This is a genomic window from Dermacoccus abyssi (assembly GCF_003515945.1).
Classification (GTDB): Bacteria; Actinomycetota; Actinomycetes; order Actinomycetales; family Dermatophilaceae; genus Dermacoccus; species Dermacoccus abyssi.
On record NZ_QWLM01000002.1, the window covers coordinates 147808 to 172587 of the forward strand.

Annotated in this window: 20 protein-coding genes, 2 pseudogenes and 2 riboswitches; of the genes and pseudogenes, 15 read left to right on the forward strand and 7 right to left on the reverse strand. The window is 70.4% G+C overall.

Annotated elements, in window-relative coordinates:
* Window positions 1-14 precede the first annotated feature (14 nt).
* A complete protein-coding gene (locus tag D1832_RS02325; protein WP_118912443.1) occupies window positions 15-1190 on the reverse strand; it encodes an aminotransferase class I/II-fold pyridoxal phosphate-dependent enzyme in 1176 nt (391 codons plus the stop codon).
* A 101-nt stretch (window positions 1191-1291) separates the two neighbouring features.
* On the opposite strand from D1832_RS02325, the gene D1832_RS02330 reads away from it, so the two are divergent.
* A complete protein-coding gene (locus D1832_RS02330; RefSeq protein ID WP_118912444.1) occupies window positions 1292-2734 on the forward strand; it encodes a cobyric acid synthase in 1443 nt (480 codons plus the stop codon).
* On the forward strand, window positions 2731-3522 hold the full coding sequence (gene cobF, locus D1832_RS02335) for a precorrin-6A synthase (deacetylating) (protein ID WP_118912445.1): 792 nt from the start codon (window positions 2731-2733) through the stop codon (window positions 3520-3522). Before D1832_RS02330 ends, cobF begins: the two co-directional genes overlap by 4 nt.
* Here the strand turns inward: cobF and D1832_RS02340 are convergent.
* Window positions 3477-4514, reverse strand: coding sequence for a helix-turn-helix transcriptional regulator (locus tag D1832_RS02340; protein ID WP_118912446.1), 1038 nt, complete (start codon window positions 4512-4514; stop codon window positions 3477-3479). The two genes, cobF and D1832_RS02340, sit on opposite strands and share 46 nt — an antisense overlap.
* A gap of 93 nt (window positions 4515-4607) precedes the next feature.
* Between D1832_RS02340 and D1832_RS16165 the strand changes: the two genes are divergently transcribed.
* The gene (locus D1832_RS16165; RefSeq protein WP_206609338.1) at window positions 4608-4937 is read left to right on the forward strand and encodes a mycothiol transferase; all 330 of its coding nucleotides are present in this window, start codon (window positions 4608-4610) and stop codon (window positions 4935-4937) included.
* Window positions 4882-5163, forward strand: a pseudogene (locus tag D1832_RS15995) (mycothiol transferase); the annotation flags it as partial. The gene D1832_RS16165 and the pseudogene D1832_RS15995, both read left to right, overlap by 56 nt.
* Window positions 5164-5169: 6 nt before the next feature.
* Here D1832_RS15995 and bluB read toward each other — a convergent pair.
* Entirely contained in the window at window positions 5170-6828 is a 1659-nt protein-coding gene (gene bluB, locus D1832_RS02350; RefSeq protein WP_118912447.1) for a 5,6-dimethylbenzimidazole synthase, read from the reverse strand.
* A gap of 89 nt (window positions 6829-6917) precedes the next feature.
* Window positions 6918-10571 (reverse strand): cobaltochelatase subunit CobN, encoded by a 3654-nt coding sequence (gene cobN / locus D1832_RS02355; protein WP_118912448.1) that lies wholly within the window; start codon window positions 10569-10571, stop codon window positions 6918-6920.
* A 17-nt stretch (window positions 10572-10588) separates the two neighbouring features.
* Window positions 10589-10711: riboswitch (cobalamin riboswitch) on the reverse strand.
* A gap of 52 nt (window positions 10712-10763) precedes the next feature.
* On the opposite strand from cobN, the gene D1832_RS02360 reads away from it, so the two are divergent.
* Genes D1832_RS02360 through cobJ form a run of 3 tightly spaced genes read left to right on the forward strand, consistent with a single transcriptional unit; the run spans window position 10764 to window position 14070 of the window.
* Window positions 10764-11873 carry a cobalamin biosynthesis protein CobG gene (locus tag D1832_RS02360; RefSeq protein WP_241510817.1) on the forward strand — a complete coding sequence of 370 codons (1110 nt, stop codon included), beginning with the start codon at window positions 10764-10766 and terminating at the stop codon, window positions 11871-11873.
* Window positions 11870-12532, forward strand: a complete 663-nt coding sequence (locus D1832_RS02365) for a precorrin-8X methylmutase (RefSeq protein WP_118912450.1) — start codon at window positions 11870-11872, stop codon at window positions 12530-12532. The genes D1832_RS02360 and D1832_RS02365 overlap by 4 nt, the downstream gene beginning before the upstream one ends.
* Window positions 12529-14070: a precorrin-3B C(17)-methyltransferase gene (gene cobJ, locus D1832_RS02370; RefSeq protein ID WP_118912451.1), complete on the forward strand. Its 1542-nt coding sequence runs from the start codon at window positions 12529-12531 to the stop codon at window positions 14068-14070. The genes D1832_RS02365 and cobJ overlap by 4 nt, the downstream gene beginning before the upstream one ends.
* 25 nt (window positions 14071-14095) lie before the next feature.
* On the opposite strand, the gene D1832_RS02375 is transcribed toward cobJ, so the two are convergent.
* The 3 genes from D1832_RS02375 to D1832_RS15675 all read right to left on the reverse strand — a co-directional run bounded on the left by D1832_RS02375 (window position 14096) and on the right by D1832_RS15675 (window position 16768).
* Window positions 14096-14848 carry a cobalt-precorrin-4/precorrin-4 C(11)-methyltransferase gene (locus D1832_RS02375; RefSeq protein WP_118912452.1) on the reverse strand — a complete coding sequence of 251 codons (753 nt, stop codon included), beginning with the start codon at window positions 14846-14848 and terminating at the stop codon, window positions 14096-14098.
* Window positions 14845-16074: a precorrin-6y C5,15-methyltransferase (decarboxylating) subunit CbiE gene (gene cbiE, locus D1832_RS02380; RefSeq protein WP_206609340.1), complete on the reverse strand. Its 1230-nt coding sequence runs from the start codon at window positions 16072-16074 to the stop codon at window positions 14845-14847. Before cbiE ends, D1832_RS02375 begins: the two co-directional genes overlap by 4 nt.
* 117 nt (window positions 16075-16191) lie before the next feature.
* Window positions 16192-16271: riboswitch (adenosylcobalamin (AdoCbl) riboswitch) on the forward strand.
* Between the two features lie 140 nt (window positions 16272-16411).
* Window positions 16412-16768 (reverse strand): hypothetical protein, encoded by a 357-nt coding sequence (locus D1832_RS15675; protein WP_241510818.1) that lies wholly within the window; start codon window positions 16766-16768, stop codon window positions 16412-16414.
* Here D1832_RS15675 and D1832_RS15680 point away from each other — a divergent pair.
* From D1832_RS15680 to cbiB, 8 genes and pseudogenes are all read left to right on the forward strand, one after another.
* Window positions 16736-16846, forward strand: a pseudogene (locus tag D1832_RS15680) (hypothetical protein); the annotation flags it as partial. The gene D1832_RS15675 and the pseudogene D1832_RS15680 overlap by 33 nt on opposite strands.
* A gap of 284 nt (window positions 16847-17130) precedes the next feature.
* Entirely contained in the window at window positions 17131-18450 is a 1320-nt protein-coding gene (locus tag D1832_RS15685; protein ID WP_241510819.1) for a VWA domain-containing protein, read from the forward strand.
* Window positions 18450-19064 carry a cob(I)yrinic acid a,c-diamide adenosyltransferase gene (gene cobO / locus D1832_RS02390; RefSeq protein ID WP_118912454.1) on the forward strand — a complete coding sequence of 205 codons (615 nt, stop codon included), beginning with the start codon at window positions 18450-18452 and terminating at the stop codon, window positions 19062-19064. The genes D1832_RS15685 and cobO overlap by 1 nt, the downstream gene beginning before the upstream one ends.
* Window positions 19058-21553, forward strand: a complete 2496-nt coding sequence (locus D1832_RS02395) for a bifunctional hydrogenobyrinic acid a,c-diamide synthase/histidinol phosphate aminotransferase CobBC (RefSeq protein WP_118912455.1) — start codon at window positions 19058-19060, stop codon at window positions 21551-21553. The genes cobO and D1832_RS02395 overlap by 7 nt, the downstream gene beginning before the upstream one ends.
* Window positions 21550-22539 (forward strand): uroporphyrinogen-III C-methyltransferase, encoded by a 990-nt coding sequence (gene cobA / locus D1832_RS02400; RefSeq protein ID WP_118912456.1) that lies wholly within the window; start codon window positions 21550-21552, stop codon window positions 22537-22539. The genes D1832_RS02395 and cobA overlap by 4 nt, the downstream gene beginning before the upstream one ends.
* Window positions 22532-23296 (forward strand): adenosylcobinamide-GDP ribazoletransferase, encoded by a 765-nt coding sequence (locus D1832_RS02405; protein ID WP_118912457.1) that lies wholly within the window; start codon window positions 22532-22534, stop codon window positions 23294-23296. The genes cobA and D1832_RS02405 overlap by 8 nt, the downstream gene beginning before the upstream one ends.
* Entirely contained in the window at window positions 23293-23826 is a 534-nt protein-coding gene (locus D1832_RS02410; protein ID WP_118912567.1) for a bifunctional adenosylcobinamide kinase/adenosylcobinamide-phosphate guanylyltransferase, read from the forward strand. Before D1832_RS02405 ends, D1832_RS02410 begins: the two co-directional genes overlap by 4 nt.
* On the forward strand, window positions 23823-24761 hold the full coding sequence (gene cbiB / locus D1832_RS02415) for an adenosylcobinamide-phosphate synthase CbiB (protein WP_118912458.1): 939 nt from the start codon (window positions 23823-23825) through the stop codon (window positions 24759-24761). Before D1832_RS02410 ends, cbiB begins: the two co-directional genes overlap by 4 nt.
* The last annotated feature ends 19 nt before the right edge of the window (window positions 24762-24780 follow it).

Here is a 24780-nt window from a genome sequence, read left to right on the forward strand (position 1 = left end):
GCGCTGGCGGTACGTCACTCTCCGGCAGCGGAATCGCTGAAAATGCTCATCCGGGCGAGCCGGTCGAAGGCCTCGTCGATGCGCTGCTCCCCAACCGTCACGGCGAGGCGTAGGAAGCCCTCACCGGACTCACCGAAAGCCGTTCCCGGAATGGTGAGGATGTGCGCCTCCTCGACGATGCGCGCGGCGCACTCGACGGACGTGAGGCCCGTCGCGCGGATGTCCGCCCACAGGTAGATCGCCCCCTGCGGCGCGAGGGCATCCATGTTCGCAAGGGCCCGGACGCGCTCGTACGCCCGCTCGAGACGGCGGCGGTAGAGCTCCTTGACCGGGGGCTGCAACTCGTGCCGGCGCTCCAGGGCGTGCAGAGCCGCACGCTGGCTCACCGACGGCGCGGTGAAGACGTTGCTCTCGTTGACGTCGCGCGCGGTGGAGACGAACTCGGCCGGGGCCATGATCCAACCGACGCGCCACCCCGTCATCATGAAGTCCTTGCTGAAGGAGCCGACGGTGATGGTGCGCTCCCCCATGCCCGGCAGCGAGGCAAAGGGCACGAAGGGCTCGGTGTACGTGAACGACGTGTAGATGTCATCGGCGATGACGACGAGGTCGTGTTCCTTCGCCACCTCGGCCACGGTCTCGAGCGCGGCGCGCGACCACGAGACGCCCGTCGGGTTGCAGGGCGTGTTGACGATGAGGGCCCGCGTGCGCGGCGTGACGGCGGCCTCGAGATCCTCACGGGTCACCTGGAAGCCGTTCTCCTTGCGCGTGGGCACGAAGACGGGCACGCCGCGGGCGAGACGGACCTGGTGCGGGTACGGCGTGAAGTACGGCTCGATGACGAGCACCTCGTCGCCGTCGTCGAGCAGCGTCTCCATGACGAGCCACATCGCGTGGCAACCGGACGTCGTCACCATGACGTCGTCGACGGGGCGCTTGAGGGCGTGATCGGTGCAGTACATCTCGACGATCGCCTCACGCAGTTCGGGGTCGCCGAGGCTGGAGGTGTAGTGCGTGTGCCCGGCCTTGGCGTCCGCTGCGGCAGCGTCGATGACGCCCTCGTTGGTGGTGAGGTCGGGGTCACCGAGGCTGAAGTTGATGACGTCGTCGAACTCGCGGGCGCGGTCGGCGAAGACCGACATCTGCGTCGACGAATCGCCCTGGTATCGGGAGGAAATGAAACGTGCCATCGTTCGAGAGCCCCTTATCGCGCAACGAGCCGCACCGATCAGGCGCGGGCGGCACCATCATGCCCCCGAAGACGCCGTCGTGACCGTTAGGGTGGACGCTCGTGAGTGGCCTTCTCGTGACCGGTACGTCCTCCGACGCAGGCAAGTCGCTCGTCGTCACGGGCCTGTGCCGTGCGTGGGCACGCCAGGGGGTCCGCGTCGCGCCGTTCAAGGCGCAGAACATGTCGAACAACTCGATGGTGTGCGCCGACGGCGCGGAGATCGGGCGCGCTCAGTACCTGCAGTGCGAGGCGGCCGGTGTCGAGGCGAGCGGGGTGCACAACCCTGTGCTCCTCAAGCCGGGCAGCGACCGGCAGGCGTTCGTCGTCGTGCGCGGCAAGCCTGCCGGACGGCTCGAGGCCGGTGAGTACGCGACGGGCCGCACCCACCTGGCCGAAGCAGCCTTCGCCGCGTACGAGGAACTCCGGGCGAGCGTCGACCTCGTCGTCACCGAGGGTGCAGGCTCCCCGGCGGAGATCAATCTTCGGGCGGGTGACTACGTCAACATGGGTCTGGCCAGGCGCTTCGGCCTACCTGTGGCCCTCGTGGGCGACATCGACCGGGGCGGCGTGCTCGCAGCGCTTTACGGCACCTGGGCGTTGCTCGACGACGAGGACCGTGCGCTCCTTCGCACGTTCGTCATCAACAAGTTCCGCGGTGACGCGTCAGTGCTCACGCCGGGCCTCGACGAGATCAGTCGACGAACCGGCCTCTCGTGCGCGGGGGTGCTCCCCTGGCTCACGGACGTCTGGCTCGACTCGGAGGACGCCCTGTCGATCGGCCGCTGGCGACCCGACGGCGACGCGATGTCCGAGCGCCTTTCGGTTGCTGTCGTGCGGTTTCCGCGCACGTCGAACGCGACGGACGTCGACGCGCTGGCCGCCGAACCGGGCATCGACGTCCACATCACGACCGACCTCGATCGCTGCCGAGAAGCCGACCTCCTTGTCCTGCCCGGCAGCCGTGCCACCGTCGACGACCTGGCATGGCTGCGTCGCCAGGGCCTCGACGCCGTCGTCACCGAGCGTGCAGCAGCGGGTCGGCCGGTGCTCGGCATCTGCGGTGGGTACGAAATGCTCGTCGAGACGATCGAGGATGCCGTCGAATCCTCCGCCGGCACCGTCACGGGGTTGAGCGTGCTCGCCGGCCGCGTGACGTTCCACGACGAGAAGGTGCTCGCCCGCCCGAATGAACGGTGGAAAGGCCACGACGTCGACGGGTACGAGATCCATCACGGCGTCGTCGACGCGGAACCGACGTTCCCCGGCGGCTCGGCCTCGGGCTCGGTATGGGGCACGATCTGGCACGGCACCTTCGAGAACGACGGCTTCCGACGCGCCTGGCTCACCGAGGTCGCAGCGGCGGTCGGCTCCGCGTGGACGCCCGACCTCACGGCGCCAGGCTTCCGCGCGCGACGCAGCGCGATGATCGACGCCCTCGCTGACGCGTGTGAGGCGTCGCTCGACCTCGATCACCTTCTCGAACTCGCCCAGGAGGCACCGTGACCGGCAGAAGAGTCAACGTCATCGGCATCGGTGCCGGCGCGCCCGATCACCTCACGCTCGGCGCGATCGCCGCGATGCGCGAGGTCGACGTCTTCCTCGTCGCGGGCAAGGGCGAGGACAGGGCCCAACTCGTGGCCGTGCGCGAAGAGCTGTGCCGGCGCCACCTCGAGCCGGGCAGCTACCGCTTCGTCACGCTGCCCGACCCCGAGCGCGGGCCGGACGCGCAGCGCGATGGCGGCCAGTACCGCCGAGGCGTCGACGACTGGCACGAGGCGCGCGCGCAGCTGTGGGGCGACACGATCGACGCCCTCGATCCCGAGGTGAGCGTTGGCTTCCTCGTCTGGGGTGACCCGGCGTTCTACGACTCGACGATCCGCGTCGTCGAGCGGATGCGCGCTACCCGCGACTTCGACGTCCACGTCGTACCCGGCATATCGGCGTTCCAGGCCCTCGCGGCCGAGCACGGCATCGTCCTGCACGAGATCGGCAAGCCGATCCACATCACGACCGGACGTCGACTCGAAGCCGACTGGAGCCCGGACGCTGCGTTCGTCGTCATGCTCGACGGCTCGCTTCACTGTGCGGGCCTGCGGGAGCGGGCACCCGACCTCGTCCTCCACTGGGGTGCCTACCTCGGGCTACCTCAACAGGAGTTGCGCTCCGGGCCGCTCGACGAGGTCATCGACGACATCGTCGACCTGCGCGCGCGGCTGCGCGCCGAGCACGGATGGATCATGGACGTCTACGCCCTCGGTGCCGTGTCGTCGGCCTCGGCTGCCGAAGCCTGACGCCTCACGTCCACCGGCGCCGACGAATCCCCTGCCACCACCAGCGTCTGCATCTGGCGCGTGATGCGGTCACAGGCCGAGCGGAAGGCCTCGGCGTGTGGTTGGGCGGGAACCCGAACCGGACTCTCGAGATCCCGGGCGACGCCCAGCATCTCCCACGCGAGAACATTCCAACTGAGCGCGCCCACCCGAAAGAGGCAGCCTGTGGCCGTGGCCTCAAGTTCTTCGCGGAAGGCCGCGGGGATCCTGCGAGCCACCCGCGAAACGTCGACGGCCATCTCGAAGCGCAGGACGCACTCGAACCTCTCCTCCAGATCACGGTGCTGATCATGAGGCGGCACCGCTTTCGGCGCGAACGACCAGGACGTCACGCGAAGCTCGTCCATCCGATCGAGTCGGAACACGCGCCAATCCTGACGCCCTCGGTCATACGCCTGGAGATACCAGCGCTCTCCCTGGGTGATGAGTCGCCCAGGTTCCACTTCACGCAAGGACGTCTCGCCGTCGGCCTTGCGGTAGCCGAACCGCACCAGCGTCCGGTCGCGCTGTGCCGTGGCCAATTGCTGCAGCACGCGCAGATCGACCGCGGGCCGCGTTCGTGGCAGTGCGCGCGTGGCATCGTCCAGAGCCGAGGCGACAGCGCGAAGCCTCGGAGGGAGGACTTGATCCAGCTTCGTCAGCGCGCGAAGGGCCGCCTCACCGATCTCATCGGTGCCCGATAGTGCCGCCATTCGTAGACACGCGACCATCGCCACGGCCTCGTCGTCGTCGAGCACGAGCGGCGGTAAACCGCGCCCAGCCCCGAGGCAGTATCCGCCGTCAAGTCCACGTTCGCCCTCGACCGGGTACCCGAGCTCACGAAGACGCACCACGTCGCGTCGTACCGTGCGCTCGGTCACCCCGAGGCGATCCGCGAGTTCCTGCCCCTGCCAGGACGTGCGCGATTCCAGGAGTCCGAGCAGGCGCAGGACGCGGTGTGTCGTTTCCGCCATGTGCTCATCCTGCCCGACACAGCGGACCGAACCTGTCCGGAAGGTGCGCTCATATGGTTCTACGGCACGAGCCAATGACGAAAGGGAACCGCCATGTACCTGCCCCAGATCGACGACGAACGCACCACGTTGTGCAACTACCTCGATGTCCAACTCGACGCGATCCGTGCGAGCGCGTACGGCCTCGACGACGAGCAGGCCCGCCGGACGCCGCTGCGGAGTGCGCTCAGCATCAGCGGCATCGTCAAGCACATCGTCTATTGCATGAAGCAGTCCTTGTCCGGCGCGACACCACGAATACGACCAGCCGTTCGAGGCGTTCGCCGCGAGCTTCACGCCCACCCCGGAGGAGACGCTCGACGCGCTTCTCGGGGTCTTCGACGACGTGCGTGCCCAGTACACACAGATGTGTCGAGAGGGTGACGTCGAAACAGAACTGCCCGTGGGGCCCATGCCGTGGTTCGGGATGGACGAGGCGCGCCCAGCGAAGCTGCGCTACCTCTACGTCCACCACGTCGAGGAGTTCGCTCGGCACGCGGGCCACGCGGACATCATCCGTGAGGAGCTGGACGGCGCGACGGCCGGTGAGCTGCTGGCAGCTGTGGAGGGCTGGCCGGCGAACGACTACATCACGCCCTGGCGGTCGTGACACGCCTCAGTCGGTCGTCCTGATGCTCGTGCGGCGCGCCTCGAGCCCGCGCAGGAGCATCCCGGCGGCGAGCACTCCGCCGACACCTTCACCGGCACGCAGACGCAGATCGAGCAAGGGCTCAAGTCCGAGTTCCGTGAGGACGAGTGCGTGCCCCTTCTCCCTGCTGCGCTGGCCAGCGACGAGGTAACCCTGCACCGCCGGCTCGAGACGGCACGCGACGAGCGCGGCCACGGAGGTCGCGAGTCCGTCGAGCACGATCGTCGTGCCGGCGTCCGCCGCTGCGAGGCAGACTCCCGTGAGAACGGCGATCTCGGGTCCTCCGAGACAACGCAGGGCTCGCCGGGCAGCGTCGGCGTCCGAGCCGAAGGTTCCCGAACGCTCCATGGCGGCGCTGACGACCTCGAGCTTGCGCTTCGACATCGCAGCATCGGCTCCCGAACCGAGCCCGACGACGTCGTCGGCGTCGACGCCGAGCAGCGCGCACGTCAGTGCGGCCGCCACGGTCGTGTTGCCGACACCCACCTCGCCGAGGACGACCAGTCCGTCGGCGGCGGCCCGCCGCCCGACGTTCTCACCGACGGTGACGCAGCGCTCCAGGTCGTTGTCGGTGAGGGCGTCGGCGTCCCGAAGGTTGCCTCGCTTGCCACGGGGTCGTGCATCGACTGCCCCGGTGACAGCCTCCTTCACGCCGGCGTCCACGACGTCCACGGCAAGACCTGCCGCACGGGCGTGTGCTGCTCCGAGCGAGCTCGGCTCGGTCAGGGCGTGCGCGAGAACGTCGGCCGTCACGTGCGCCTCGTAGGCGCTGATGCCGAGGTCCACGACGGGGTGGTCGGCACCCGCCAGGATCAGGCGACCTCCGGAGGTCTGCGGACCGGACGTTGCCACGACACGGTTGAGGGCCCGGTCGAGGATGCCCAGTGACTCCGGCGGTGCGAGCAGGGTGTCCGCGCCGTCCCCAGCGTCGACGAGTGCGTCGCCGCCGGGTGCGCGCAGGTGGGACAGCGGTTGCGCCGGTGCCCCGTCGCCCTCGGGCCACCGCTCCTCGAGCACGACCTCCTCGAGCGGCAGCTTCGTCGACCAGGACGCGCGCTGCAGGCCGGGCTCCGGCGGGCGCTCGTCCGGCCAGCCCAGGCACATCCACCCCAGCGTCTCGACTCCCTCGGGTGCCCCGATGAGGCCGGCCAGGTCGGACGGCTCGAAGAGCGTCACCCACCCCATCCCGAGGCCGAGCGAGCGCGCCGTGAGCCACATGTTCTGGATGGCGCAGGCGCACGACCAGACGTCCGTCTCGGTGAACGTGGCCCGTCCGAGAACTCCGTTCGCCTGCGTCCGCCGATCGCAGGCCACGACGATGCCGATGGGTGCCTCCCGCAGACCCTCGAGCTTGAGGTCGAGGAGGCGCGCGGCGCGTTCCGGCAGCAGGTCACGTGCCTGACGCAGCCGCGCCGTGTCCGCCAGGTGCGCTGCGCGCTCGCGCGTCTCGGGTGAGCGAACGACGACAAACCGCCAGGGCTGACTGTGGCCCACCGAGGGCGCGCTGTGACCCGCCTCGAGCACCCGCTCGAGCAGTTCGGGCTCAACCGGATCCGGCCGGTACCGACGGATGTCACGTCGCCCGGCGATGACCTGCCCTAGTGCCTCGGTGACCTGCTCACCCATGGCCCAGCCGCGCGGATCCTCCCGGCGTTCCCGTGCGGAGGAGGCGTCCCCGACCGTCGGTCGCGGTCGTCGGGGCGCGCCCGACGGCGTCACTGCTCCAGCTCCCCTTCGACGTCGAGGTAAACCTGCTGCATCGCGGCCATCGTCTCCGGGTTCGGGTTCTCCCACAGGCCACGGTCGGCGGCTTCCCCGAGCTTCTCGACGATGCCGTGCAACGCCCACGGGTTCGCGTGGCGCATGAACTCCTGCGTCTGCTCGTCGAGCACGTAGGACTGGGCGATCTGCTCGTACATCCAGTCGGGCACGACGTGGCTCGTCGCGTCGAAGCCGAAGAGGTAGTCGACGGTGGCGGCCAGTTCGAAGGCACCCTTGTATCCGTGACGTCGCATCGCGGCGATCCAGCGCGGGTTGACGACGCGCGCACGGAAGATGCGCGAGGTCTCCTCCGTGAGCGTGCGGGTCCTGATGGCGTCGGGCGTCGTCGAGTCGCCGACGTACGCCTCCGGCTCCTCACCCGTGAGTGCCTTGACCGTGGCCACCATGCCGCCGTGGTACTGGAAGTAGTCGTCCGAATCGAGGATGTCCGACTCGCGGTTGTCGACGTTCTTCGCCGCCACCTTGATGCGGCGGTAGTTGCGCTCCATGTCGTCGCGGGCCGGAGCGCCGTCGAGGTCGCGGCCGTACGCGTAGCCGCCCCAGGTCGTGTACACCTCGGCGAGGTCGGCGTCGCTGCGCCAGTTGCCCGAGTCCATGACCTGCAGCAGACCGGCCCCGTAGGAGCCCGGCTTCGAACCGAACACGCGCGTGCGAGCACGGCGCTCGTCGCCGTGGGCCACGACGTCGGCGCGGGCGTGGGCGCGCACGAAGTTCATGTCGTCGGGTTCGTCGAGGTCGACGACGAGGCGGACGGCGTCGTCCAGCATCGCGATGACGTGCGGGAACGCGTCACGGAAGAAGCCCGAGATGCGCACCGTGACGTCGATGCGGGGCCGGCCGAGGTCGTCGAGGGGGATCGGCTCGAGGCCGACGACGCGTCGGGACTGCTCGTCCCAGGTCGGCGTGACGCCCAGCAGGGCGAGGATCTCGCCGATGTCGTCGCCGCTCGTCCGCATCGCCGAGGTGCCCCACGCGGACAAGCCCACGGACTCGGGCCACTCACCGTGCTCGTCGCGGTACTTCGCGAGCAGCGAGTCGGCCATGGCCGTGCCCGTCTCGTACGCGAGACGGCTCGGAATGGCCTTGGGGTCGACCGAGTAGAAGTTGCGGCCCGTCGGCAACACGTTGACGAGGCCGCGCAGCGGCGAGCCGCTGGGGCCGGCCGGCGTGTACCCACCGTCGAGGGCATGGAGGACGGCCGTCAGCTCGTCAGGCGTCTGGGCGAGGCGGGGCACGACCTGGGTTGCAGCGAACGTCAGCGAGGCCTCGACGCCCGAGCGGTCGACGTCGGCCAGACCGTCGAGTTGCTCCGCGACGATGGAGGACACCGCGTCGGCTGACCATCCCGCCTGCGCCAAGGCACTGACGAGGGCGTGTGCCCGCTCCTGCGCGGCGTCCGTCGCGGTGCGATCGGTGCTCGTCACCTCGAGTCCGAGGGAGGTCCGCAAGCCGGGAACACCGTCACCACCGCCGCCGAACAGCTGGCGGGACTGGAGCATCGCCACGACGAGGTTGACGAGTTCGTCGCCCTCCGGCGCGCGCCCGAGAACGTGCAGACCGTCACGGATCTGGACGTCCTTGATCTCGCACAGCCACCCGTCGACGTGCATGACGAACTCGTCGAAGTCGTCCTCGTCCGGCTGCTCGTCGAGACCGAGGTCGTGGTGCAGCTCCGCTGCCCGAATGAGGGTCCAGATCTCACCGCGCAGCGCGGGCGCCTTCGCCGGGTCCATGACCGAGACGTTTCCGTACTCGTCGAGCAGCTGCTCGAGGCGCGCGATGTCGCCGTACCCCTCGGCGCGGGCCATCGGCGGCACGAGGTGATCGACGATCGTCGCGTGCGCTCGGCGCTTGGCCTCGGTGCCCTCACCCGGATCGTTGACGAGGAACGGGTAGATGAGCGGCAGGCTGCCGAGGGCCGCGTCCGTGCCGCAGGAGGCCGACATGCCCAGGCTCTTGCCCGGCATCCATTCGAGGTTGCCGTGCTTGCCCATGTGGACAACGGCGTGCGCGCCGAACTCCTCCTCGAGCCAGCGGTAGGTGGCGAGGTAGTGGTGCGTGGGCGGAAGGTCGGGGTCGTGGTAGATGGCGATCGGGTTCTCGCCGAACCCGCGCGGCGGCTGGACGAGGATGACGAGGTTGCCGCTGCGCATGGCCGCCGCGACGATGTCACCGTCGGGGTTCTCCTGGCGGTCGACGAAGAGCTCACCGGGCGCTTCTCCCCAGTGCTCGCGCATCGCGTCGGTGAGGTCGCTCGGTAGCGCGTCGAACCAACGGCGGTAGGTCGCGGCAGGGATACGGACGTGGGCGTCGCCGAGCTGAGCATCCGTCAGCCAGTCCGGATCCTGCCCGCCAGCGGCGATGAGGGCGTGGATGAGCGCGTTGCCTGCTGTGGTGTCCGGGTGCTCGTCGTCGACGGGTGCGACGCCGTGCTCCCCGCCGACACCGTCGAGCCCGGGAATGGCACCGGGCTCGCCGAGGTCGTAGCCCGCGTCACGCATGGCGCGCAACAACCGAATGGTCGAGACAGGCGTGTCGAGGCCCACGGCGTTACCGATGCGGGAGTGCTTCGTCGGGTACGCCGACAGCACGACGGCGATGCGGCGCTCGGACGGCGCGAGCCGACGCAGGCGGGCGTGGCCGAGCACGATGCCGGCGACACGTGCGCAGCGCTCCGGGTCGGCGACGTAGGTGGCGAGACCGTCCTCGTCGAACTCCTTGAAGGAGAACGGCACCGAGATGATGCGCCCGTCGAACTCGGGCACGGCGACCTGGGTCGCCACGTCGAGCGGCGTCATGCCGTCGTCGGAGTCGAGCCAGTCCTCACGCTCCCAGGTGAGGCACAGCCCCTGGACGATCGGCACGTCGAGCGCGGCCAACGCCTGAACGTCCCAACTCTCGTCGTCCTCACCGGCGCCGGCGCTGGCCGGACGCGTGCCGCCCGCGGCGAGCACCGTGGTGACGAGGGCGTCGTAGCGACGCAGGTGCTCGAGCAACTCGGCTTCGGGGTCGCGCAGCGACGACACGAAAACCGGTTCGCCGACACCACCCGCGGCATCGAGAGCGTCGGCCAGGGCGTGGACGTAGGCGACGTTGTCCGCGACGTACTGGGCTCGGTAGAAGAGCACTCCGACCCGGGGCCCGTCCGGCGTGGGAGCTTCCGGGCGCTCGAGGACACCCCACGACGGGGTCGTGACCGGCGGGTCGAAGCCCTCACCGGTGAGCAGGAGGGTGTCGCTGAGGAAGGCGTGCAGCGACGCGAGGTTCGTCGCACCACCCTGAGCGAGGTAGTCGTGGGCCTGGCGGGCGACGCCGGGCGGGGTGGTCGAGCACGCGATGAGCGCCGCGTTCGGCTCCTGCTCGCCGCCGAGGACGACGACCGGGAAACCTGACGCAGCGAGGGCGTCGAAGCCGTCGAAGAGGTCCTGTGGTCCGCCGAGAAGGCGCACGACGACGATGTCAGCTCCGTCGGTGACCTCGCCGATCGGGCGCGGCCGGGCCGGGTTGGCGATGGCGTAGTCCGCACCGCTGGACCGCGCGCTGCGCAGGTCCGTGTCGGAGGTTGAGATCAGGGCAATACGAGCCATCAGGCGCTCCTTCGTGAGTGTCCGCGCTCACGTCGACGTCGTGGACTCTCCCGGGTTCCCGGCGAGCCGGTCGCGGCGGCGTTCCTGACTTGCACGAGGGCTCACAGTGGCGGGACCGTCCCGGATTCACACCGGGTTCCGCAGCTCACGACCAGCCCCGACCCTACCTGGCTTACCCCTATGCTGGGCGCCGTGCCGTCCCGCCAGATTCACGATCGCTGCCCCGGAGTCCTGCGACCGTTCGCCGCCGACGACGGCGCCATCGTCCGGCTGCGACTTCCTGGGGGACGCACCGACACAACGGAATTGGTCGACATCTCCGCTCTCGCCGAGGAATTCGGGGCACCCTTCGTCCAGCTGACGTCACGCGGCAATCTTCAACTCCGCGGCTTGCCCGAGCCGCTGCCGGAGCCCTTCGTCCGGACGGTGGAGCGACTGGGGTTGCTCCCCTCGGCCACCCACGAGCGCGTTCGCAACATTGTTGCCGACCCGTCGCCCGAACTAGACTGGCTCGTCAGCGAACTCGATGACCGACTGCAGCGGGACGACGCCCTCGCCACGCTTCCGGGACGGTGGCTCTACGCACTCTCCGACGAGATGGGCCCTTCGCTGGACGCGCCGTACGACGTGGCGTTCCAAAGGTTCTCGCCCACATCCGGTCGCCTCCTCGCCGGCCGACAGTCGCGCCCCTGCTCCCCCGCCGAGGCCGTGAGCGCTCTGCTCGACGTGGCGAACCGGTTCCTCGCCGTCCGAGAGTCGGAGGCCGTGTGGAACCTGCGTGATCTGCCCGCCAACTCCCCGGTGTTCGACGGCTTCGACGATGACGACGATGGAGGCGGTGACACCACTACCGCTGAGCACGGGCGAGGCTCCGACCCGACGGGCGTGAGCAGCGTGGAGCTCACCGAACTCGGAGTACCTCTCGGCTTTCTCACTCCCGTCCTGGCCGACGCGTTGGTCGCGACCCTCGGCTCGTCGGCACGGATCGTCGTGACGCCGCACCGGAGCCTCGTCCTACCCGCCGACACGTCGCCCGAGGCGCTCGATGAACTGATTGCGGCCGGATTCCACAGCGCGACGGATCCGCGACGCCGTGTGACGGCCTGCATCGGCGCGCCATTCTGCCGCCGCACCGACTCCCCCACCGTCGAGATCGCCCGCACAACCCCCGCCCCCGAGGCCGACGGACGCCTTCACATCGTGGGCTGCGAACGAGCCTGCGGCCGACCGACTTCCACCCACACCCTCGTCGTGGCGCCGCGCAGCGCCGACGACGTGGCCGACGCACGAGGTGACCGATGACGACGCCCCCCACCCGCCGGTATGCGTACGAACGTGACGGGCAGGCGATCTACCGAGAGTCGTTCGCGACCATCCGACGAGAAGCCGACCTGTCAACGCTGCCCGAGTCACTGCACACGGCGGCCGTTCGCATCATCCACGCGGCGGGCGACGTCGACATCGTCGGTGAGATCGAGGGAAGCCCCGACGTCGCCGACGCCGTTCACAACGCCCTCAGCGCCGGCGCGAACATTCTCACCGACTCGTTCATGCTCGCGAACGGCGTGACGCGCCGCCGCCTTCCGGCCGACAACGAGGTGCGCTGCACCCTGCGCGACCCGGCGGTGCCCGACCTCGCTCGCGCGTGGGGTACGACGCGCTCCGCGGCCGCTGTCTCGCTCTGGGAGCCATGGCTCGACGGCGCAGTGGTCGCGATCGGCAACGCACCGACGGCGTTGTTCCACCTTCTCGAGGTCATCGCCGACGGCGGCCCGCGCCCCGCAGCGATCATCGGCATGCCGGTGGGCTTCGTCGGCTCGGCCGAATCCAAGATCGCGTTGAGCACCTTCGCCCCCGAGGGCGGGCCGGTGCCGTGGCTCACGGTGCACGGACGTCGGGGCGGCTCGGCCATGGCTGCTGCCACGATCAATGCTCTCGCGACGCGGGACGAGCTGGCATGAGCGCGTCGGCACACGCAGCTCTGCACGTCGTCGGACTCGGGCCAGGCGATCCCGAGCTCATCACCCTCAAGGCGGCCCGCCTCGTGGAGTCGGCGGATGTCGTCGCCTACCACCGGGGCCCGAAGCGATCGAGCATCGCGCGTTCCATCGTTGCCGAACTCCTCGCCGAGCGTGCGGTGCCCGCCGTCGAGGAGGAGCTCGTCTACCCCGTGACGACCGGGGAGGCGGCCCACCCGCGCGGGTACCACGGCGCCCTGGCCGACTTCTACCTCGACTGCGCCGCCCGGCTGGGTGCGCACCTGCGCGCAGGACGCACCGTCGTCCTCCTCGCGGAGGGCGACCCCTTCTTCTACGGCTCGTCGATGTACGTCCACGACCTGCTCGCCGAGGAGTTCGAGACGCATCGGGTTCCCGGCGTCACGTCCGTCTCCGGCGCGACAGCGGCCATCGGTTCAGGGTTGTGCCGTCACGAGGACGTACTCACGGTTCTGCCGGGCACCTTGCCCGCGCCGGAACTCGCGCGTCGCCTCGCCGACACCGACGCCGCCGTCATCATGAAGCTCGGGCGCACGTTCGCCAATGTGCGTGAGGCACTGCGCCAGGCGAACCTGCTCGAACGCGCCGTGTACGTCGAGCGGGCCAGCCGCGACGGTGAACGAGTGCTGCCGGTCGCCGACGTCGATCCCGAGACGGTGCCGTACATGGCGCTCGTCGTCGTTCCCGGCCTCGACAGGCGGGCTGACGCTGCCGGCCGCGCGGAGGGATCCGCACCGACTCCGTCAACCAGCCCTTCGGGCGCGGTAGGGACGGTTCACGTCGTCGGCCTCGGGCCCGGTCCCGACCGCTGGCTGAGCCCCGAAGCGACCGAGGTCCTGGGTCGAGTCGCCCACGTCATCGGGTACGCGCCGTACGTCGAGCGCGTGCCGCAGCGCCCCGGGCTGACGCGTCACGCGAGCGGCAACACCGTCGAGGTCGACCGAGGGGCCCTCGCGCTGCGCCTTGCCGCCGACGGCGAGGATGTCGCAGTGGTCTCGGGTGGCGACGCGGGCGTGTTCGGCATGGCGTCAGCGGTGTTCGAGGCGCGCGAGAACGCCGACGCAGGTCTGCGCAACGTCACCGTGCACGTCGTTCCTGGCATCACGGCAGCTCATGCCGCGTCGGCCCTCGCGGGCGCGGCCCTCGGTGCCGATCACGCGCTCATCTCGCTGTCGGACCGCCTCAAGCCGTGGGATGTCATCGACGCGCGACTGCGAGCCTGCGCCCAAGCCGATCTGGCCATGGCCTTCTACAACCCCCGATCGGCGAGCCGGCCGCACCAGTTCGGCGACGCACTCACCGTCCTGCGCGAGGAGCTGCCCCACGACCGGGTGGTGGCCGTGGCTCGCCACGTCGGTCGCGACGCCGAGGAACTGCGCACGACGACGCTCGGCGAGTTGGATCCGGAGACGATCGACATGGGGTGCCTCGTCATCGTCGGCGCGAGTTCGACGCGGATGACCGAGGACGGCCGCGTCTGGTCGCCGCGCTTCGTCAGCTGAAGTACCGCCTGATGGGCGCCGAGCGTCAGTCGCCGGTCAGACGCTCGCGACACGCGCTGTAGAGGTGCGACTCGACGAAGTCGTCGTTCGCGAGGGCAGGGCCGACGAGGATGACAGCGGCCTGACGCAGCCCGGCATCTGCCACCAGGGCAGGCATCGAGGTCAGCGTTCCGCGCAGGACGAGCTGCTCGGGCGTACTCACGCGGTACCCGACGACAACAGGGCATTCCGGGCCGTAGTGCTCCGCGAGTTCGGCGCACAACCGGTCCGTGTGACGGATTGCCAGGTGCAGCGCGAGGGTCGCACCCGTGCGGGCGAAGTTCGCAAGCTCCTCCCCCGGCGGCATCTTCGTCGAATCGCGCTGGGCGCGGGTAAGGACGAGCGACTGCGTCACCTCAGGGGCCGTGAGCTCTCGTCCGATGACGGCGGCTGTGGCCGCGTAGGCGGGCACGCCCGGGCAGACCTCCCACGGCACCCCGAGAGCGTCGAGTCGTCGGGTTTGCTCGGCGAGAGCCGAGTAGATCGACGGGTCGCCCGAGCACAGCCGCGCGACGTCCGCTCCGCGGGCGTGAGCCTCGGCCATGAGGCGCGTGATGTCGTCGAGGTCGAGACGTTGCGTGTCGATACGTTCGGCGTCGGCGGGCAGGTGAGCGAGCACGGCCGCGTCGAGGTAGGTGCCGGCGAACAGGCACACCGACGAGCGCTCGAGCAGGTTCACGGCGCGCAGCGTGAGGAGATCGGCCGCACCCGGACCGGCACCGATGAAGTGGACGGTCATGCGGACTCCTTCGACCTGGGGGGCCGCGTCAGGCACCACTGAACGACGCTACGGGCAGGCTTCCAGCCGTTGAAGCGCCCGAGAGGCTCGAGATGTTCGACGGCAAGGCGGGTGAGTGAGCCGCCGTGCGTGCGGTGTACCTCGTGAAGCAGCGCTTCGCTCTCTCTCGTCACGGCGTGGGCGACGAGACGACCACCGGGCCGCAACGCTGCGATCGCGGCGTCCAGGACGTCACGATCCAGTCCACCGCCGAGGAAGACGGCATCCGGTCGAGGCAGGTCGTCGTCGCGCACGGCGGCGCTCGTGCTGGTGACGTGGACGTCCACGCGGGAGGAGACACCGAAGCGGGCGGCGTTCTGCGTCACCCGATCGGCACGGTCGGGATCGCGCTCGATGGCGACCGTGCGGGCCCGCGGGGCAGCGAGGCACCACTCGATCCCCACGGCCCCCGAGCCGGCTCCGAGGTCCCACAGGACCTGACCGGGCCACGGGCGCAGCCGGGCGAGGGCGGTGGCACGCACGTCTCGCTTCGTGATGAGTCCGTCGTGCTCGAAAGCGTCGTCGGCACGACCGGGGGCCGGCCCGAGGGTTTGTGGTTCGGCGTCGAGAACACCGACCTCGAGGCACACGACGACGAGGTCAGGGGTGCGTTCGTCACCCCACGCAGCGCAGGTGGTGCTGTGCGAGCCCTCGTTCTGGCCACCGAGGTGCCACCACGCGGTGAGCTGTGCAGTTCCGGCGCCTGCCTCTGCGGCAAGGCGTGCAACCTCCGCGGGGCCGTCACCGTCCGAACAGAGCAGGACGAGACGGGCACCAGGGGTGACGAACGGAAGGAAACGGTCCGTGGAGCGGCGGACGAGGGTGACGACGTCGACGGACTCCGCCGACCACCCCATCCGAGCGCGGGCCAGCGTCTCCGACGAGAGCGCCGGGTGGACACGCACCGCCTCCCGACCAACTGCCTTGATCAGCGTCGTTCCGATGCCCGACAACAACGGGTCTCCGGATGCGAGAACAACTGTGTGCCTGCCTGATTCGCCGACAAGCGACTGCAGGTTGTCACGCAGCGGCGACGGCAGGGTGCGCCGTTCCTGCTGTCCCATCGACGGCAGCAGGTCGAGCTGACGTGGGCTTCCGATGACGGTGTCAGCCCGTTCCACGAGGTGTCGTGAGGCTTCAGAGAGACCACTCCACCCGTCGTCCCCGATGCCCACGACCTCGATCATGGCCGACACCCTACGACAACGCTGAGCACCGACGGCGGCCACTGACGGAAGGTGAAACCTCGGATCGGCCCGGACACCACCGCGGCGCGCTCGTCTGCCATGATGTCTCCCGGTTGCATGACGAGGAATACCGGTGAGAATCCGGAGCGGTCCCGCCACTGTGAGCTTCCCTTCGAAGCGAGCCAGGACGTCGTCATCACCTGCCGCGTGCACGAGCCGCGGCATCTCGTACGGCAAGCGTGGTCACTTGTCAGGAGGAATCGTGATGTCCCGTTACCCCTTCACGGCCGTCGTCGGCGCAGACGACCTCGAACTGGCTCTCGTGCTGACGACGATCTCACCGGCCATCGGTGGTGTGCTCGTTCGCGGTGAGAAGGGCACGGCCAAGTCGACCATCGTGCGCGGGCTCGTCGACGTGCTCCCCCGGATCGACGTCGTCGCCGGTTGCCGCTACAGCTGCGACCCGCTCGCCCCGGAGCCGAACTGCCCCGACGGCCCGCACAGCGCTGACGGCGACGCCACGAGTCGCCCGGTCCGTCTTGTCGAACTTCCCGTCGGCGCCGGCGACGACCGAGTGAGTGGCTCGCTCGATCTGGCCCGGGCCTTGGGCGCCGGCAGCGCCGAGTTCCGCCCCGGCCTGCTCGCCGAGGCCAACCGGGGGTTGCTCTACGTCGACGAGGTCAACCTCCTGCACGACCACCTCGTCGATCTCCTTCTCGACGCATCGGCGATGGGTAGCAATACTGTCGAGCGTGACGGCATGTCGGTGACGCACGCAGCCCGTTTCGTTCTCGTCGGTACGATGAACCCCGAGGAGGCGAACTCCGCCCCCAGCTGCTCGACCGCTTCGGCCTCTCCGTCGACGTCGCAGCCTCGCGTGACCCCGAGGTCCGCGCCGAAGTCGTCACGCGTCGCCTCGCCTTCGACGCGAACCCCGATGCGTTCCTCGAACGATTCGCGGGCCATCAGGCTCGTCTGCGTGAGCGCATCGCCGCGGCCCAGGAGCGTGTCGGAGGGGTTGTCCTTTCCCCGTGGGCGCTGCGCACCATCGCCCGCGTGTGTGCCGGCTTCGACGTCGACGGGATGCGTGCCGACATCGTCATCGCGCGAACGGCCAGTGCGCACGCCGCGTGGCGTGGCGCCGACGCCGTCGAGCGTGAGGACATCCGCGCAGCGGCCGTCCTCGCGCTCGCACACCGTCGACGCCGCGGCCCCTTCGACCCGCCCGGCCTCGACGAAGACCTCCTCGATCGGCTGCTCGACGAGGAACCGCCCCCGCCGCCCGAGGGCGGCGACGACCCGGACGACGAGCCGCAGGGGCCCGATGACGAGGACCCGTCCGACTCCGAGGCCGCGGACGGGAGCGACGCGACTGACGGGCCAAGCGCCGACTCTCCTCAACCGCCGCCTGCCCAGGACGACAGACCGCGTGACGAGCAGTCACCCACGTCCTCGCACGACACTCATGCCGAGACTGAGGCGGATCAGAGCCCTGCCGATACACAGGACGAACCGCAGAACGCGGCGGCACCCGTCGCCACGGCATCAGTCGGCGCTCCCTACCGCCCACAGCGCTTCGAACTGTCGAGCGTTGGCCGTGGCGAGGCCGGACGGCGCAGCCGGGCGGAGACCACGACGGGCCGTGTCGTCGGTGTGCGCCCCGATCGTGAGGGCAAGGTCCACCTCCTCGCGACGGTCCGCGAAGCGGCCGTGCGGCAAGTAGCACGGAAGGCCGAGCCCGGCTCGGGGCTCCTCGTCGAACCGGCGGACCTGCGCCATGCGCGGATCATGGGCCGTGAATCCAACCTCGTCCTCTTCTGCGTGGATGCCTCGGGCTCGATGGCCGCACGCAAGCGGATGAGCGAGGTCAAGACCGCCGTGCTCTCGCTCTTGCTCGACGCCTACGAGCGTCGCGACAAGGTTGGCCTCGTGACGTTCGCCGGCGACGGCGCCCGCCTCGTCCTACCGCCGACCTCGTCCGTCGACCGAGCCGCGACCCTGCTCGCCGACGTTCCGCACGGCGGGCGCACCCCCGTCGCGGAGGGCCTCCTCGAAGCGGCAGACGTGCTGCGCATCGAGCGGCTTCGCGACCCGAGCCGCCGTCCCCTGGTCGTCCTCGTCACCGACGGCCGCGCGACGAGCGGCGAGCGCGCCCTCGAGCGAGCCTTCGACGTGGCCGATAGGTGGCACTCCCTCGACGTCGAGACGATCGTTGTCGACTGTGAATCGGGACGCTTCCGACTCGGCCTCGCGGGGCAGCTCGCCCAGCGGATGCTCGCCCGTCACGTGCCGCTGGAACAGGTTTCGGCCACCGGCCTCATCGACGCCATCGCTCCCGCGGCGACGCCGCGCACCTCGAACGGGAAGGCAGCCTGATGCCCCAGGGACAGACCCCCAGCACTCCGGACGACGGCCTCACGACCCGTCAGCGCCGCAACCGCCCCCTCGTCGTCGTCCACCACGGCGCGGGCAAGGGCAAGTCGACGGCCGCCTTCGGGCTCGCGCTGCGCGCCTGGAACCAGGGCTGGTCGATCGGCGTCTTCCAATTCGTGAAGTCCGCCAAGTGGCGCATCGGTGAGCAGGCCGCGCTCGAAGCGCTCGGTGAAGTCCACACGAGCACGGGCCAGGGTGGCCCGGTCGAGTGGCACAAGATGGGCTCCGGCTGGTCGTGGTCGCGCCGCGCCGGCTCCGAGGAGGACCACGCTGCCGATGCGCTCGAGGGGTGGCGCGAGATCCAGCGACGACTGGCCGCCGAGACACACGGCTTCTACGTCCTCGACGAATTCACCTACCCCATCAAGTGGGGTTGGATCGACCCGCACGAGGTGGCCGAGACCCTGTCCTCGCGCCCCGGCCACCAGCACGTCGTCATCACCGGACGTGACCCGCACCCCGCGCTCATCGAGGTCGCCGATCTCGTGACGGAGATGACGAAGGTGAAGCACCCGTTCGATTCCGGCCAGAAGGGCCAGCGGGGCATCGAATGGTGAGTGGATCAGCGGCGCGCGACTCACACGTGCTCCCTCGCGTCGTCCTCGCTGCGCCCTCGTCGGGTCAGGGCAAGACGACGGTCAGCGTCGGTGTCATGGCCGCGCTGGCCACGCGCGGGTTGAACGTGGCGCCGGCCAAGGTCGGCCCGGACTTCATCGACCCCGGCTACCACGCGCTCGCCACGGGGCGCGTCGGGCGCAACCTCGATCCGTGGATGCAGGGTGAGGAACGCATCGCGCCGCTTCTGCTCGCCGGGGCCCACCAGCCGGACCCTGCGGACGTTGCCGTCATCGAAGGTGTCATGGGCCTTTTCGACGGTCGACTCGGCACGGACGGTTTCGCCTCGACGGCTCACGTCGCTCGGCTCACACAGTCGCCTGTCGTCCTCGTCGTCGACGTCTCCTCGGCGAGCCGGAGCGTTGCGGCTGTCGTTCACGGGCTGCGCTCGTTCGACCCGCGCCTCGACGTCGCGGGCGTCATCCTCAACAAGGCCGGGTCGCCGCGGCACGCCGACGAAGTGCGCCGGGCCTGCGCCGAGGCCGACATCCGTGTGCTCGGTTCCATGCCGCGCGACGCAGGCGTCAGCGTTCCGTCCCGCCATCTCGGACTCGTGCCCGCCGCGGAGAGCGCGGACGCCCGCGCCACGCTCGACCACCTCGCGCGTGCCACCGCAGAGCACATCGACCTCAGTGCGCTGCTCGAGGTGGCCCGCGCCGCGGCACCGCTCGAGGCGACACCGTGGACGCCACCCGCGCGTCAGCTCACGCCCGGTGACGAACGGCCCAGGGTGGCCGTTGCAGGCGGCCGCGCCTTCACGTTCCGCTACGCCGAGACCGACGAGCTGCTGCGCGCCCAGGGCCTCGAACCCGTCGTCTTCGATCCCGTGACGGACGAGGCCCTCCCCGAGGGCACACGTGGCCTCTACCTCGGCGGCGGCTTCCCGGAAGTACACGCTGCGGCGCTCGCGAAGAACCGATCGCTGCTCAATCACGTTGCCGCGGCTGTCCGCGCGGGGGTACCGACCGTCGCTGAGTGCGCGGGCATGCTCTACCTCCTCGCCGAGGTCGACGGGCACCGCTTCGCCGACGTCATCGACGCGCGCGCGACGATGAGCCCGCGCCTCACCCTCGGCTACCGCGAGGCGATCGACCCAGCCTTCCCGGACAACCCGCCCGTGCGCGGCCACGAGTTCCACCGCACCGTCACCGAGCCCCGTACGGGGAGGCAGCCCGCCTGGGAGTTCAACGGTGCTGCCGAGGGATTCGCGCTCGATCCCGCGGGCACCGGGCACCCCACCGTTCACGCGTCCTACCTCCACACGCACTGGGCCGGAGCGCCGGAGCGGGCCGTCACGTTCGCGGACGCCGTTCACGCCGGCCCGCAGGCTCCGACTGCGCCCGGTGCCCACGGACGAGGCTTCTTCTCCGGGGAAACGCCGGTCGGCAACCCCACGCTCTTCCACGGCGACGACGAGCTGGACGAGGCACTGATCGACTTCGCCGTCAACGTCCGCGCCGCGCAGCCACCCGCCGAACTCACGCGGCACCTCGCCTCCAATCTCTCCGGCCTCGCGGCGTACCCCCGTGCCGACGCCGCCCGGGACGCCGTCGCAGCGCGTCACGGGGTCGCGCCGCATCAGGTGCTGCTGACGAACGGTGCGGCGGAGGCCTTCACCCTCATCGCGCGCGGTCTCGAGTTCGACACGCCCCTCGTGGTTCACCCCCAGTTCAGCGAGCCCGACGCCGCCCTGAAGCGCGCAGGCCATCGGCCAAGACCTCACATCGTGCGAACGTGGCTCGGCGAGAGCCTCAACAGCGTTCCGGATGACGCCGACCTCGTCGTCGTCGGGAACCCTACGAACCCCACGGGTGCGCTTCACTCCCGGGCCGAGCTTCTCGCCCTGCGCCGACCGGGCCGGATCCTCGTCGTCGACGAGGCGTTCATGGATCTCGTGCCCGGCGAGCACGCCTCGCTCCTCAACGGACCCGTCGACGAGGTCGAGGGCCTGCTTGTCGTCCGCTCGCTGACGAAGACCTGGTCGATCGCCGGCCTGCGCGCGGGCTACCTCGTCGGCGACACCGAGCTGGTCGCCCTGTGCTCTCACGCCCAACCGCACTGGTCGGTCAACACGCTCGCGGCCGAGGCCGCGATCTTCACGACGTCACCAAGCGCCCTGCGCCAGGTGGCTGAGTGGGCTGTCGAGACCGAGCAGTGGCGCGAACACCTCGTCGACGGACTGCGCGCGCTCGGTCTGGACCCCTTGCCGTCCCGCGCACCGTTCGTCACGGTCGAGGTGGGAACGGGCGTCCACGCACGACTGCGAGAGGAGGGCTTCGCCACACGGCGTTGCGAGACCTTCCCCGGCCTCGGGCCCGAATGGATCCGACTCGCTGTGCGTGACCCGCTGACGACGGACGCCCTCCTCGCCGCCCTCGGGCGAGTCCTCCAGCGAACCGGCGGCCCGAACACGAGGGAGCCCATGCGATGAACACCGCTCTCGTCCATCGCACCGACGAGCGCGTAGGCGTCGTCGTCGCCGATCTCGCTGAGCGGGGCTTTCGGGTCGACGTTCCCGCGCAGGAACGATCCGCTGTCACGGAGGATCTGGCTGCGCGGGGCCAGCTCACCCATGTCGAGGAGCCGGACCCCTTCGCGTATGCCCTGGTCGTCGACGCGTCCGCGCACCTGAAGGGTGTTGCGCCCGACGCCCGAAGTTCGGGCAGTTCCGCTCGGAACGCAACGGGGGCGGTGGTCCTCGTCGGGGGCGGGCCAGGCGACCCCGGGCTGCTCACCGTGGCTGGTCTCGAGGCCGTCAAGCAGGCCGACGTCGTCGTCTACGACCGGCTCGCACCCTTGGCCTCACTCGCGCACGCCCGGCCGGACGCCGAACTCGTCAACGTCGGCAAGATCCCGCGCGGGGAATTCACGCCGCAGGAGACGATCAACGCCCTCCTCGTCGAGCGCGCCCGCGACGGCAAGCAGGTCGTCCGCCTCAAGGGCGGCGACAACTTCGTCTTCGGCCGGGGCGGCGAGGAGTGGATCGCCTGCGCCGACGCCGGCGTCCCGGTGACGCTCGTCCCCGGCGTGACCTCCGCGATCGCGGTTCCGGCGCTCGCAGGCATCCCGCTCACCCATCGCAGCCTCACGCAGGGCTTCAGCGTCGTCAGCGGCCACGTGCCGCCCGGCGACCCGCGCTGCACCGTCGACTGGCGCTCACTCGCCACCGGCGGGCTGACGATCGTCGTGCTCATGGGCGTGGCCAACCTGCGAGCGATCGCCGGCGAGCTCCAACGCCACGGCCTGGCACCAACCACGCCGGCGGCCTGCATCGCCGACGGTGCGACACCGACGCAACGACACGTCGTCACACCGCTCGCCGACCTTGCCGACGCCGTGGCGCAAGGCGGGCTCGAGCCGCCGGCCATCACGGTGATCGGCGATGTCGTCACGGCTTTGGGAGGCGCTGATGGCTAGCCTCCTCGCGGGTTTGCGACTGGCCATGGGCACCCTGAGCGTCGTTCCGGTCGGGGAGGTCGACACCTCCCGTTCCACAGCACGCGTCGCCATGACGCTCGCACCGGTGGCGGCTCTCCCGGTGGCGGTGGGTGTCGGCCTCACGGTGTGGGCCGCCGATCTCGCGCAACTCAGTCCGCTCGTCGTCGGGTTCCTCGCTGTGGCTGTCTCCGCTCTGCTCACCCGCTGCATGCACCTCGACGGACTCGCCGACACTGCCGACGGTCTCGGCGCCGGATGGGATCGCGAGCGGGCGCTCGCCGTCATGAAGCGAGGCGACGTCGGCCCCATGGGCGCGGTCGCCCTCGTCGTGGTGCTGGGTCTGGAAGCGGCCGGGGTGGCGGCCCTCGTCGATCACCCCCTCCTCGTCTCAGCCGCGTGGTGCGCCGGCCGGGCCGCCTGTACCGCTCTGGCAGCCGGCCCATCCCCCGCGACAACCGGAGGAATGGGCGCCCTCATGACGCGCACCGTCTCCCCCGCCGTCGCTGCCCTCGTCGTCGCGCCCGTCGCTCTCGCGTTGGCTGGGGTCGCGGCTCTCTCCGGCCTGCGGCCGATCGGAGCGTGCGTCGCGGCCGCCGTCGCCGTCGTCGTGGTGAGCGCTCTGGTCCTCGTGTGCCGTCGCAGCTTCGGTGGTATCACCGGCGACGTGTTCGGCGCCGCCGTCGAACTCGCCACCGCGGCCCTCCTCGTCGTGCTCGCTTCCGGAGCGTGGCGATGAAGACGCTCATCACGGGAGGCGTTCGCTCGGGCAAGTCGACCTACGCCGAGGGCCTCCTCGCCGACGCAACGTACCTGGCCACCGGCGTACCCCGCGACGACGCCGACTGGCAGGAGCGGGTACGGCTCCACCAGGAACGACGACCGGCTTCGTGGCGGACGCTCGAAACCCTCGACGTTGCGGCAGCCCTCACCGCGACAACCGGCCCGATCTTGCTCGATGACGTCGGCAACTGGCTCTCGCGCACCCTCGACGCCCTCGAAGCCTGGAACGACGAGACACCGCGGCGCGGATGGCAGACGGCGTACCGCGACGCGCGTGAGTCTCTCGTCGACGCCATCGCGAACTACGAGGACGACCTCGTCATCGTGACGAACGAAGTCGGCTTCGGCCTCGTCTCTCCGTACGCCTCCGGCCGACTGTTCACCGACGAACTCGGCCGGCTCAACCAACGCATCGCCGCGGTCTGCGACCAGCTCGTCCTCGTGGTCGCAGGTTGCCCCCTCGTCATCAAGGACGGACACCGTTGAACGAACGCGCGCTCGGACTTCTCCTCGGTTACGGTGCCGACCGCCTGCTCGGCGACCCACAGCGTGGCCACCCTGTGGCGGGCTTCGGGACGTGGGCTCTGGCGTGTGAGCGGCAGCTCTACGCACCCAGCCGGACGCGCGGCACCTGCTTCGTCGTCGTGACGACGGCCCCGTGGGTGGGGCTGGCGGTGCTCGCGACGCACCTGCCCGCCTCGCGCACGCTCGTCACCGCCGCGGTCACATGGGCCGCCCTCGGAGGCCGCAGTCTCGAACGCGAGGCGCTCGCGGTGCACGAGTTGCTCTTCGAGGGCGATCTCGAGGGGGCCCGCCGGCGGATCCGGTCACTCGTGGGCCGGGACACCAGCGCGCTGGAGGCTGACGCTCTCGCCCGAGCCGTCGTCGAATCGCTCGCCGAGAACCAGTCGGACGCCGTGGCAGCCACGCTCGTCTGGGGTGCTCTCGCGGGCGCTCCTGGAATCGTGCTCCACCGCTGCGTCAACACACTCGACGCGATGGTCGGACACCGGTCCGAGCGCTACGCGGACTTCGGCTGGGCCGCCGCCCGCCTCGACGACGTCCTCAACTGGCTGCCGGCGCGGGTCAGCTTGCTCGCAACGGCTGCCGTCGCAGGTGCGACCGACGGCACGAGTGCGGCGCGGCGCGTGCTCACCGGCGCGTCCCGCGACGGCGCGCGGCACCCCAGCCCCAACGCCGGTCCTGTGGAAGCGGCTGCGGCGTACGCCCTCGGTGTGCAGCTCGGGGGGCTCACCACCTATGGCGGCCAGGTGGAAGACCGCGGTCAGCTGGGCGACGGTCGTCCCGTGTCCGTCGGTGACATCCGGCACGCGGTAACGCTGACGCGACAGGTCGGCCTCGTCGTCCTCGGGGCCGCAGTGACCGCGACCGCCATGGGTGGACGGCTTCGACGCCGGTAGACCCTCGGGCACGAGCAAG